This window comes from Sphingomonas naasensis (assembly GCF_004792695.1).
GTDB classification, from domain to species: Bacteria; Pseudomonadota; Alphaproteobacteria; order Sphingomonadales; family Sphingomonadaceae; genus Sphingomonas; species Sphingomonas naasensis.
In genome coordinates, this window is record NZ_SRXU01000002.1 from 370604 (window position 1) to 382098 (window position 11495).

Annotated in this window: 10 protein-coding genes; 4 read left to right on the forward strand and 6 right to left on the reverse strand. The window is 66.5% G+C overall.

Translation table 11 applies throughout. The features are described from left to right. Window positions 1–119 precede the first annotated feature (119 nt). From E5A74_RS06760 to E5A74_RS06775, 4 genes are all read right to left on the reverse strand, one after another. A complete protein-coding gene (locus E5A74_RS06760) occupies window positions 120–2942 on the reverse strand; it encodes a TonB-dependent receptor (protein WP_206365787.1) in 2823 nt (940 codons plus the stop codon). A gap of 241 nt (window positions 2943–3183) precedes the next feature. Beyond that, window positions 3184–4251, reverse strand: coding sequence for a LacI family DNA-binding transcriptional regulator (locus E5A74_RS06765; protein ID WP_135983493.1), 1068 nt, complete (start codon window positions 4249–4251; stop codon window positions 3184–3186). A gap of 87 nt (window positions 4252–4338) precedes the next feature. Further along, the gene (locus tag E5A74_RS06770; protein ID WP_135983494.1) at window positions 4339–5535 is read right to left on the reverse strand and encodes an exo-beta-N-acetylmuramidase NamZ family protein; all 1197 of its coding nucleotides are present in this window, start codon (window positions 5533–5535) and stop codon (window positions 4339–4341) included. Further along, entirely contained in the window at window positions 5532–6146 is a 615-nt protein-coding gene (locus E5A74_RS06775; protein ID WP_135983495.1) for a DOMON-like domain-containing protein, read from the reverse strand. Before E5A74_RS06775 ends, E5A74_RS06770 begins: the two co-directional genes overlap by 4 nt. A 75-nt stretch (window positions 6147–6221) precedes the next feature. On the opposite strand from E5A74_RS06775, the gene E5A74_RS06780 reads away from it, so the two are divergent. Further along, the gene (locus E5A74_RS06780) at window positions 6222–6665 is read left to right on the forward strand and encodes a DUF4126 domain-containing protein (protein WP_240699704.1); all 444 of its coding nucleotides are present in this window, start codon (window positions 6222–6224) and stop codon (window positions 6663–6665) included. Window positions 6666–6669: 4 nt separating this feature from the next. On the opposite strand, the gene E5A74_RS06785 is transcribed toward E5A74_RS06780, so the two are convergent. Beyond that, window positions 6670–7209: a DOMON-like domain-containing protein gene (locus E5A74_RS06785; RefSeq protein WP_135983496.1), complete on the reverse strand. Its 540-nt coding sequence runs from the start codon at window positions 7207–7209 to the stop codon at window positions 6670–6672. 32 nt (window positions 7210–7241) lie between these two features. On the opposite strand from E5A74_RS06785, the gene tyrS reads away from it, so the two are divergent. After that, the gene (tyrS, locus tag E5A74_RS06790; RefSeq protein ID WP_135983497.1) at window positions 7242–8468 is read left to right on the forward strand and encodes a tyrosine--tRNA ligase; all 1227 of its coding nucleotides are present in this window, start codon (window positions 7242–7244) and stop codon (window positions 8466–8468) included. Between the two features lie 129 nt (window positions 8469–8597). After that, on the forward strand, window positions 8598–8921 hold the full coding sequence (locus E5A74_RS06795; protein WP_240699705.1) for a PilZ domain-containing protein: 324 nt from the start codon (window positions 8598–8600) through the stop codon (window positions 8919–8921). Between the two features lie 17 nt (window positions 8922–8938). Here the strand turns inward: E5A74_RS06795 and recG are convergent, their stop codons facing one another. Beyond that, window positions 8939–10999: an ATP-dependent DNA helicase RecG gene (recG, locus tag E5A74_RS06800; RefSeq protein ID WP_135983498.1), complete on the reverse strand. Its 2061-nt coding sequence runs from the start codon at window positions 10997–10999 to the stop codon at window positions 8939–8941. 189 nt (window positions 11000–11188) lie between these two features. On the opposite strand from recG, the gene E5A74_RS06805 reads away from it, so the two are divergent. Then, window positions 11189–11455, forward strand: a complete 267-nt coding sequence (locus E5A74_RS06805) for an FAD assembly factor SdhE (protein WP_135983499.1) — start codon at window positions 11189–11191, stop codon at window positions 11453–11455. Window positions 11456–11495: the final 40 nt, after the last annotated feature.

Consider the following 11495-nt stretch of genomic DNA (forward strand, 5'->3'; position numbering starts at 1 on the left):
CCTGTTGCCGGTGTCGCAGGTTGCCGCCGTGCTTGGCAAGCGCGCGCCGCCCCGGAAAAGCCGGGGAAGCATGGGCGCCGCCCATGCTTCCCCGTTATGACCCGGAGGGGCTCCGGAACCTAGAAGCGGTAGTTGAACCCGAGCAGGAACTGCCGGCCATATTTCTCATAGGTCTCGAGCAGCGAGCTGCCATCGGCGGTGTGGGTGCCGCCGGTGTCGAGCCCGAGCCGCGTTCGATAGGGCGAGTCGGTCAGATTGTTGACCTGGAAGAGCACGCCGAAGCCGTTGAGCGGACCGTTCTCGAAGGTGTAGCCGATCTGCGCGTCGACCTGCCGGTCGGCGAGGATTTCGGTATAGCCGCGCGTCGCGAACAGCTGCACCACCTCGCCCTTGAACGCCGAGCGGTAGCGATAGCTCGCGCGCGCCTGGAAGCCGCCATTCTCGTAATAGCCGGTGATGTTGTAGATCCTCCCGGACAGTCCGGGGATGCGGACTTCCTGGCCATTATCCGCCGGATTGAGATCGGATTCGGTGAGCGACAGGCTGCCGATCACGCCGAGCCCCTTGAGCGGGCTGATGATGGTACCGAAATCGAATGCGCCGCTGAATTCGACGCCCTTGATCGTCCCGCCGGTTCCGTTCGCCGGCAACGTGATCTGCCCGATCGGGCTGATTACCACCCCGGCGGGGATTGCAGACGCGGTGGTCGGCAGCGGGATCCCCGAGAAGTCGAACGTGTCGGTGCGCTGATAGATGTAGCTGTGCAGCTTCTTGTAGAAGCCGGCGATCGAGAAATAGGTGGTCGGATTGACGTACCATTCATAGGCCACGTCGACCGCGTCGGCGCGCCACGGCTTGAGATTGGGATTGCCGCCCGACGCCGACCACGGATTGACCACCTGCCCCGGCACGCAGGGCTGGCCACTACACACCAGCGAGTTGAACCCCGGGGTCACGTTGGCGCGCATTTCGTCCATGCGCGGCCGCGCCATCGTCTTCGAAGCGGCGAAGCGCAGGCGATGGCCACCGCCGAGCTCCCAGATCACGTTCAGGCTGGGCAGCACGTCGGTGTAACTCTCGCCGTCGGTACGCAGCACCGGCACGATCGGCTGGCCGGGCTCGAGCCCGTTGATCACCACGCCGGTCGAGCTCTGGCGTTGCTCGACGACCTGGACGCCGAGATTGCCGCGCACCGGCCCCGCCTTGAAATCGGCGCGGATGAAACCGGTGAGCAGTTCCTCCTCGATGTCCCAGTTCTTGTCGAAATAATTGGCGTCGAGGATCGGCGCGCGGTTCCAATATTTGTCCAGCGCCTGTTCGAGATCGACGCTGAGCACATTGCCGAAGCCGGTAAAGCCGAGCGAGGTCGGCGCGACGAGGTCGGCCTGATCGACCAGCACCTGCTGGCGCCCGTTCTTGAGGAACAGATCGAAATCGTCGACGCGCTTGCTCTTCTCGCGATGCGTGAAGTTGATGCCACCGGTGAGCTTGCTCAGCAGCCCGTCGAAGCTGTGATCGAGCTTGAGGTCGATCGCGTAGATGCTCTCCTCGACATCGGGGAAGCGGATCGCGCCGTCATGCCCCCAGCCGCCCCATGCCGCGCGGTCGCCGAGCGAGACCTGCGCCGCGTCGGCATAGTTCAGCCCTTCCGAATAGGTCGGAAAGCCGTCGTCGGGCACTTCGAACGCGATCGTGTCGAAGCTCCGTCCGACATCAGGCGTGGCCGGCGTGACGCCGCCGGTGCCGCGGCCATAGCCGGCATAGGTCTCGAGGATCTGCTCCTTGCGCTTGTTCTTCGAATAGGAAAGATCGGCGATGAAGCGCGTGCGGTCGTCCATCTGGAACTCGTTGTTCCAGCCGGCCGAGAAGATCTCGTCGTCGCGCTTGTTGAAGTCGTTGCGGATGATCGGCACGCCGCGGTTGAGCACGCCGCTGGTCGCGATCAACGTGCCGCCGCGGTCCTCGGTCGTGACGTTGGTGAAGGTCGCCCCATCGGCCCAACCGTTCGAGAACCATTGCGCGCCACGCGTGGTCTCTTCCTGGTGAAACTTCGAATAATAGAGGTCGAGCGTCGAATGAACCATCGGGCTCGGCTGCCATTCCAGAATGCCGATCACCGCGTCGCGCCGGTTGAGGCGTGAGGTGGCGAAGACTTCCTGACCGTTGAGCAGCAGCGCATCGGCCGCCGAGGCCGGCTGCACCGTCGTCGGGCTCACCCCGCCGAACGATTCATAGCCATAGGCCTTGAAATGCCTGTTCTGCGATGGACTATCGAGATGCGCATAGCCGAGCGCGATGCCCAGCGTATCGTTGGCGAACTGGTCGATATAGCTCACGCTCGCGCGTCCGCCCCAGTTGCGGACGTCGTCGTTGAGCCTCGAACCCTCGGTCTTTTCCCCGCGGATGTTGAGCGCGATCGCACGCTTGCCGAAGGCGAGCGGACGCACCGTGCGCAGGTCGGCGGTGCCGGAAAGCCCCATGCCCGAGATCGCCGCGTCGGGGGTCTTGTAGATGACCACGCTCGACAACAGCTCGGACGGATATTGGTCGAACTCGACCGCGCGATTGTCGCCCGAGCTCGCCTGCGGACGACCGTTGAGCAGGGTCGTGGTGAAATCGGGGGCAAGGCCGCGGATCGAGATGACCTGTGCGCGGCCGTTGACGCGCTGCGCGGCGAGACCCGGCAGACGCGCGATCGATTCGGCAATCGAAACGTCGGGGAGCTTGCCGATATCCTCGGCCGAGATTGCCTCGACGATCGAGGTCTCGTTCTTCTTGGTGTTGATCGAGTTCTGCAGGCCGGCGCGCAACCCGGTGACGACCACCTCCTCGCTGTCCGCAGGCGTCGATTGATCGTCCTGCGCCGCAGCCTCCTGCGCCTGCGCCACACCAGGCAGCGCGGCGGCAAGCGCGAGCGCCGAAGCGGTCAGTGCGAACTGCATGCGAAAGCGGCCCTGGCGATCCGCGCGACCGTATTGCCCCATCATCACTCTCCCCATTGGCCTCTGTCCGGGCCTGATTTCGACCTTTGCGATCGTTATGGCGCCGCCAGTCGATCGACTGGAAGCGCTTCCAATTTGCTACGGCGCTTCCGTCAACGGTGTCAACGACAAAGTCCCGACACATCGCAGGTTGTGCGAATAGCGTGACAATCCGGCCACCTCCGGATCGTTCCCTCGACTATCAATCGCGCGGCGGCGCCAGCGACTCGCGTTCGACGAGATGATAGCCGATCGTCTCGAATCGCGGCCGCGGCGGCTGGCCGCGGAGCACGATCTCGACGAGTTGATCGAGCGCCGACGCGGCGATGCGTCGGATCGGCTGATGCACCGTGGTCAGCGGCGGCCAGATACGTCCGGAGATCGGGGCATCGTCGAAGCCAACGATCGAGATGTCGTCGGGGATGACGAGATGCCGCCGATGCGCCGCGAACAGCGCACCCACCGCCATGTCGTCATTGGCGCAGATCAGCGCCGTCGGACGCTCGGCGCCGTCGAGCATCGCCTGGCCCAACTCCACTCCCGAGCGGAAGCTGAAATCCCCGCGCAGCACCGTCACCGCGTCCGGGTCGAGCCCCGCCTCGGCGAGCGCCTCGAGAAAGCCGGCGAAGCGCTTCTCGGCGGAGAAATGCCCCTCGATGCCGAGCAGATAGCCGAGCCGACTATGCCCCTTCGCCAGCACGCGCTCGGCGATCTGCTTGCCCGCGGCTTGCTCGTCGAAGCCGGCGCCGGGCAGCAGCGCGCGGACCGCGTCGCTCGGCGAGATGCAAACCGCCGGATAGCCGCGCTCGACGAGAGTCGCGGCCAGCGCGGCGTCGTCCGACAGCGGCGGCGGCAGGATCACCCCTGCGGTCCGCCCCGACTCGAACAGCTCGATCACCTTTTCGCCGCGGCGCGGATCATTGGCGTCGACATTGAGCGTCGAGAGTTCGAACCCGGCGATCGCCGCGGCGCGCAGCGCGCCGAGCTCGAGCGCGGCGAAATAATAGGAATTGGGTTCGGCATCGAGCGCCGGGCAATTGATCAGCGCCAGCGCCTTGCTCGCCCGACTGGCGAGGCTGCGCGCCTGCGGATTGGCGCGGTAATTGAGCGCCTCGGCCGCGCGCAGCACCCGTTCGCGCATCTTCGCGCTGACATTGGCCTGATCGTTGAGCGCGCGCGAGACCGAGGCGCGCGCCACGCCCGCCAGCGCGGCGACATCGTCGATCGTCGCCGGTCGGCCCGACTCCGCCCCGCCTTCCCCACTTGCCATATTCAGGTTCGAAACCCCGCGCATCGCGGGTGGGTGACACAGCCTCCGGCTCGACGGCAAGTGCCTAATGCGCCGCCGGGCCGTGGTTCAGTAGAGCAGATGCGGCGCCCGCGCCTCCGTCCAGGCCGCCTCGTCGGGCAGCGTGATCGCATCGAGATCGCCTGCTTCGGCTCCCGCATCGTCGACCCATTCGCGCAGTCCTGGGCCACCGTTGATCACGTCGATCGCGAGCTTGTCGAAGACATATTCATAGGGGAAATCGCGCCATAGGTCATAGTCCGGGTAGAGCGCGCGGATCGCCTTGAAGCCCAGCGCCTGCAGGCGCCATGGCCGGAATGCTTCATCATCATAAGCGCCGCCCTCGGCGTGGATGAACACGCCCGCGCAGAGCTGGCCGACATGCTTGTGGAAGGTCGGCTGGAACCAGATGTCGCGCAGCGTGCAGCCCGCGAGCCATTGCGGCGCGATCCGCCGCATCTCGGCGATCACCGCCCGGGCGTCGATATCGGGCGCGCCGAACAGCTCGAGCGGCCGCGTCGTCCCCCGCCCTTCGGACAGGGTCGTGCCTTCGAGCATCACCGTCCCGGCATAGGCGCGCGCCATGTTGACGTTGGCGGCATTGGGGCTCGGGTTGATCCATGGTCGCTCGGAGGGCCAGCCGAAGCCCGGCCCGGTCTCGGGCGCCCAGCCTTCCATCGCGATCACGCGATAATCGAGGTCGAGCCCGAACTGCTCGATGAACCAATGCCCCATCTCGCCCAGCGTCATGCCGTGCCGCATCGGCATCGGCCCGGCGCCGACGAAGCTCTCCCAACCCGGCAGCAGCGTCAGCCCCTCGATCGGCCGTCCCGCTGGATTGGGCCGATCGAGCACCCAGACGCTCTTGCCGTGCGCCGCGGCCGCCTCGAGCACGTAGAGCAGGGTGGTGACGAAGGTGTAGATCCGGCAGCCAACGTCTTGCAGATCGACCAGCAGCACGTCGAACGTGCTCATCGATTGTCCCGTCGGACGCCGCACTTCACCGTAAAGGCTGAACACCGGCATGCCGTAAGTCGGGTCAGTATAGTCCGGCGACTCCATCATGTTGTCCTGCAAGTCGCCACGCACGCCGTGCTGCGGGCCGAACACTGCGGAGACATTGAGCCCCGCCGCGACGAGTGCGTCGAGCGAATGAGTCAGGTCTGCGGTCACCGAGGCGGGATGCGCAAGCAACGCGACGCGCTTGCCTTCAATGGGTTTGCGCAATTCAGGGTCGGCGAGCAGCCGGTCGATACCGAAGTTCATGCTGGCCTCGCTGCCGGGAGTTCGAGCGCGAAGCAAGCCTCGTGGTGGAAATCGGGCGCGCCAGGCGGATGCGCCAGCGCCCACCACGACTTGCGGCCGTTGCGCTCCTCGATCACCGCCGAGAAGCCCAGTTGCCAAGGCCGGTCGATCGGCAGGTCCAGCGCCTGGCCGAGATCGACATGGGCGCTCTGCCAGCCATGGGTGCGACCATAGTCCTGATGTTCCGTCCAGCTGTGCGACACGCCGTGCTCAGGAGGGTACATTTGCTCCCACCAAGTATCGGACACTGCGACGCGCGCCGGCGCCATGCCTTCGCGATAGTTGGTAAACCGATAAGCGCTCCAGTCCTTCGACGGCGCGAACGCGAGCGCATAATATTCGGGCTCGCCTTGCGCGCGAAGGAACATCTCGAAGCAGGTCGTGCGCCACAGCTCGTCGCGGCGCTCGCCCTTTCCGCCCCGCCAGCGCGACAGCTTCAAGGTTCGCATCGGCCCATGCGCCAGGAAACGCAGCGTCAGCGTGCGCTGGCGGGTGCGCACGAGCTCGACTTCGATGCTCTCGATCGACGAAGCGGAATCGGGGTGGCGGACAAGCGGCACGCGCAGGGGCATGCTTCTGCTTAGTATCGCGGACCCGAAGCCGCCATCCATTGGTTGAGCCGACACCGTCGACACAGGGAGCAGGGCGTGATCCGATCGATTCTCATGGGAATAGTCGCCGGGGCGCGCTCGATGACTCCGCTCGCCATGGTCGCCAATGCCGCGCGCAAAGGCGAACTGCCCGCCGACAATGGCGCGCCGCGCTTCCTCGCACACCCGCTGGTCTCGCTCGGCACCACGGCGCTCGCGGTCTATGAGCTGGTCGGCGACAAGCAGAAGAGCGCACCCGACCGGATCATCCCGCCGGCAGTGGTGATCCGCAGCCTCAATGCCGCCTTCGCCGGAATGGCGCTCGCTCCGCGCCGCCACCGCTTCGCCGCCGCCGCAGCGGCGGGCGCGACCGCGGCGATCGCTTCTTACGTCACCTTCTCGGCGCGGATGCGCTCGATGCGCGACCACAGCCAGGCGTCGACAGGCTTTGTCGAGGACGCGATCGTCCTCTCGGCGGCCACCGCCGCCGTCCGCGCCTGACTCGTCACTCGCGCGCCGCGGCCGGAACCTCCCAAGCGAACCCCGCCTCGTGGTGGAAATCCGGCTGCCCCGGCGGGTGCGCGAGCGACCAGAAGGAGCGCTTGCCGCCTTCCTCCTCGATTACTGCGGTCACCCCGACGCACCAGTCGCCGTCAGGCAGACCGGACAGGTCCACCGCCGCGCGCATCTCGCCGCCCCACCATTCGATCGCCGGCGTCACCAGCGGCAGATCGGCCATGCCGTCGCGATAGCCGGTGAAGCGATAGGCGGCCCATTGCCCCGAGGGCGAGAAGTTGAACTCATAATAGCCATCGCTTTCGGCGGGCTTCACGAACAGCTCGAAACAGGTGCGTTTCCATAGTTCGTCGGTGCGCTGCGGAGGCGCGAGCGCCGGCGCGACCAGCGCGTCACCGCCGTGCACGCGATATTCGATCAGCCATCGCCCGTCGCCGCCGCACGCCAGCATCACCCCGATGCCGTCCACCGAGGCCGGCGCGAAATCGGGATGCGGCGTCAGCGTCCCATTGCCCAATCCTCTCCCCAAGGCACTTCCTCCATGCTAGGCGGCGCGGCATCATGACCGAATACCAGTCCGATCTCCTCCGCCTGCTCTCTTCGCGCGGCTATATCCACCAGGTCACCGACCCCGAGGGGCTGGATGGTCTTGCCGCGCGCCAGATCGTTCCCGGCTATATCGGCTTCGATCCGACGGCGCCGTCGCTCCATGTCGGCAGCCTCGTTCAGATCATGCTGCTCCGCCGGCTCCAGCAGGCGGGCCACAAGCCCATCGTCCTCATGGGCGGCGGCACCGGCAAGGTCGGCGATCCCAGCTTCAAGGACGAAGCCCGCAAGCTGATGACGGTCGAGACGATCGCGAGCAACATAGCCTCGATCAAGACGGTGTTCGAGAACTTCCTTACGTTCGGCGATGGCCCCACCGACGCGGTGATGGTCGACAATGCCGAGTGGCTCGATGCGCTCGAATATCTTCCGTTCCTGCGCGATTACGGCCAGCATTTCTCGGTCAATCGCATGCTCAGCTTCGACTCGGTCAAGCTGCGGCTCGATCGCGAGCAGTCGCTGTCGTTCCTCGAGTTCAACTACATGATCCTCCAGGCCTATGATTTCCTCGAGCTCAACCGCCGCGCCGGCGTCCGGCTGCAGATGGGCGGGTCTGACCAATGGGGGAACATCGTCAACGGCATCGAGCTGTCGCGCCGCGCCGACGGTGCCGAGGTCTATGGCGTCACCACGCCGCTGATCACCACCGCCGATGGCGGCAAGATGGGCAAGACCATGTCGGGCGCGGTGTGGCTCAATCCCGAGCAGCTCTCGCATTATGATTACTGGCAGTTCTGGCGGAACACCGACGATCGCGACGTCGGCCGCTTCCTCCGCCTGTTCACCGATCTGCCGCTCGACGAGATCGCCCGGCTCGAATCGCTCGAGGGCGCCGGTATCAACGAGGCCAAGAAGATCCTCGCCAACGAAGCGACCGCGATGTGCCGCGGTGTTGCCGCCGCCGAGGAAGCGGCGGAGACCGCGCGCCGCACCTTCGAGGAAGGTGCAGCGGGCGGCTCGTTGCCGAGCCATCCGGTCGAAGGCGGCAGCATCGACATCGTCGATGCGCTGATCGCGCTCGGCCTGTGCCCCTCGAGAGGCGAGGCCCGCCGCAAGATCGCCGAGGGGGCTATCCGCGTCGACGATCAGCCGGTGAGCGACCCCGCGGCGAATGTGCCGGTAACCGGTCAGGTCAAGATCAGCTTCGGCAAAAAGAAGCACGGGCTGCTCGTCCCCGCCTGATACTCCTCCCCCGCGAAGGGGAGGAAGCACCCGCGCGCCGAAACCATGTGTTAAGCAGCTTCGTTTGAACGGAATTCACGCGCGTCAATTATCCGATCATTCGTACCTCAAGGTTCGAGCGAGGCGCGTGTGGGTTTGAGCATCGGCAATCTGGCAATCGCCGACGACCGGCAGGAGATGCGCGACGACGTGCATTATCGCGCGCGCGCCTTCGGCCCCGACGCGCGCCAGCTGAGCTTCCTCGTGGTCAACATCTCGCCGCACGGGCTGATGGCGCGCTGCGACACTCCCTTCCAGACCGGCGATCGCCTGCGCCTCGTGCTGCCGGTGGCCGGCACCGTCGCCGCCGAGGTCCGCTGGTCGCTCGGCGGCCGGCTCGGCTGCCAGTTCGATCGGGCGATCGACCTCGCCGCCTATTACGAGCTCATCGCGCAGCTGCTGAAGAGCAAGTAGCCTCCGACCCTCCGGCGCTAGCCCGCGCGTAGCAAACTCACCGCCGCATCGCGCTCGAACAGGTACAGCGCCACCCGCGCCGCCTCCCCGCGCGGCGTCTTGAGCCCGCGATCCTGATCGACCAGCAGCCGCGCATCGGCATTGGCCGCGACGATCAGTGCCTGCATGCTCTCCGGAGTCGCCAGCCGGAATTGCTGCTCGCCCGACTGGCGCGTGCCGAGCAACTCGCCGCCGCCGCGCAGCTCGAGGTCGCGCTCGGCGATCAGGAACCCGTCATTGGTGTCGCGCATCAGCGCCAGCCGCGCCCGCGAGGTCTCGCTCAGCCCGGCGCCGCGCAGCAGCACGCAATGCGATTTACCCCCGCCACGCCCGACACGTCCGCGCAGCTGGTGGAGCTGGGCCAGTCCGAATCGATCGGCATGCTCGATCACGATCAGAGTCGCATTGGGCACGTCGACGCCAACCTCGATCACCGTCGTCGCGACGAGGACACCGGTCTCGCCGCTGGCGAAACGCGCCATCACCGCGTCCTTCTCGGGTCCCTTCATCCGGCCATGCACCAGCCCGATCTTGTCGCCGAACCGCGCCTGCAGCTCGGCGGCGCGCGCCTCGGCCGCGGCGAGATCGACCTTCTCGCTCTCCTCGACCAGCGGACACACCCAATAGGCCTGCTTGCCCGAAGCGAGATGCCGCCCCAGCGCCTCGACGATCTCGGTCAACCGATCCTCGGAGATCACGCTGGTGTCGATCGGCTCGCGCCCCGGCGGCATCTCATCGAGGCGGCTGACGTCCATCTCGCCGTGCGTCGCGAGCTGGAGGGTGCGCGGGATCGGCGTCGCGGTCATCGCCAGCAGATGCGGCGGCATCTCGGCCTTGCCCTGCAGCATCAGCCGCTCGGCGACACCAAAGCGATGCTGTTCGTCGACCACGACGAGGCCCAGATCCTTGTAGCGCACGCCTTCCTGGAAGATCGCATGCGTGCCGACGAGGATGTCGATCGATCCGTCGGCGAGTCCCATCAACGTCGCCTCGCGCGCCTTGCCCTTGTCGCGCCCGGTGAGGATCGCGACTCTTACGTCCAATCCTGAAAGCATGCGCGTAAGCGTCTCGAAATGCTGCCGCGCGAGGATCTCGGTCGGTGCCAGCATCGCGCCTTGTGCGCCCGCCTCGGCGGCGATCAGCAGCGCCATCGTCGCCACCAGCGTCTTGCCCGAGCCGACATCGCCCTGGAGCAGCCGCAGCATCGGCTGGCTCTGCGCCATATCGCCCTCGATCTCGCGGATCGTCCGCGCCTGCGCGCCGGTCGGCGTGTAGGGCAGGTTCAGCCGGTCGCGCAGACGCCCGTCGCCGGCGAGCGGGCGCCCGCGCCGCGCCCGCGCCTCGCCGCGGACGAGCAGCAGGGCGAGTTGGTTGGCGAAGATCTCGTCATAGGCGAGCCGCTCGCGCGCCTTGGCGTCGGCGGGATCGGCATGGATGCCGGCGAGCGCCTCCTTCCACCCCAACCAGCGATGCTGCGCCTTGAGGCTCGGCTCGATCCATTCGGGAAGCTCGGGCGCGCGCTCGATCGCCTGCGCGGCGAGCGCCGCGATCCGCTTCGAGGTGATCCCCTCGGAGCACGGATAGACCGCCTCACGGCCGACTGATTGCGCCTCCTCCGGCGGAAGGACGAGATCGGGATGAACGATCTGGAGTTCCTGCCCATAGGTCTCGAGCTTGCCCGAGACGAAGCGCGGTTCGTTCAACGGCAGCAGCTTCTTCGCCCAGCCTGAATTGCCCCCGAAGAAGACGAGGCTGACGTAATTGCCTTTGACGTCGACCGCCTGCACCCGCGCCGGCGCGCGGGCGCTGCCGCCGAAGCGATAGTTCACGGCGGTGAGCGTGATCGCGATGATCCGCCCGGCATCCGCGGCGTCGAGCTCTTCGCGCGACACCCGGTCGATGAACCCGGTGGGCAAGTGAAAGGCGACGTCGACTGCGCGCGCCAGCCCGAGCCGCTCGAGCGGCTTGGCCAGCCCCGGCCCGATGCCCTTCAGCGCGGTCACTTCCGCGAACAATGGATTGAGAATGTCCGGCCGCATTACGCCCGACCTAGTCCATGCCGTGCTCCTGCGAAAGCAGGAGCCCAGGGTCACAAGCGACATCGCGCGCGGCCTTGGGCTCCTGCTTTCGCAGGAGCACTGGCGTTTGATTGGCTCGACGCCTATCTGGATCCCAACCCCAGCCGACCGCGCCCAAAGCGCCGCCGGCTTATCTGCGTTGGAGATTTCGTGGATCGCGAACACCGCCTCAAGCGCCTGCGCTTCCGCGCCTGGCACCGCGGCGTCAAGGAAGCCGATTTGCTGATCGGCGGCTTCTTCGACGCGCACGCCGAGCGCTGGAACGACGAAGAGATCGCCCTGTTCGAGACTTTGCTCGAGGAGCAGGACGTCGACATCATGGCCTGGGCGATGGGAACCGCTACGGTCCCCGAACGCTACCACGGCACGATAATGACCGCGCTCAAGACCCTGAACTACGTACCGATTTCAAATTAGCACACCTCCCTGGAAGGGAGGGGTTGGGGGTGGGTCGCGA

Coding starts and splice junctions, on each gene's coding strand:
- E5A74_RS06760 (WP_206365787.1), bottom strand. CDS start 2,942: ATGCAGTTCGCACTGACCGCTTCGGCGCTCGCGCTTGCCGCCGCGCTG.
- E5A74_RS06765 (WP_135983493.1), bottom strand. CDS start 4,251: ATGGCAAGTGGGGAAGGCGGGGCGGAGTCGGGCCGACCGGCGACGATC.
- E5A74_RS06770 (WP_135983494.1), bottom strand. CDS start 5,535: ATGAACTTCGGTATCGACCGGCTGCTCGCCGACCCTGAATTGCGCAAA.
- E5A74_RS06775 (WP_135983495.1), bottom strand. CDS start 6,146: ATGCCCCTGCGCGTGCCGCTTGTCCGCCACCCCGATTCCGCTTCGTCG.
- tyrS (WP_135983497.1), top strand. CDS start 7,242: ATGACCGAATACCAGTCCGATCTCCTCCGCCTGCTCTCTTCGCGCGGC.
- recG (WP_135983498.1), bottom strand. CDS start 10,999: ATGCGGCCGGACATTCTCAATCCATTGTTCGCGGAAGTGACCGCGCTG.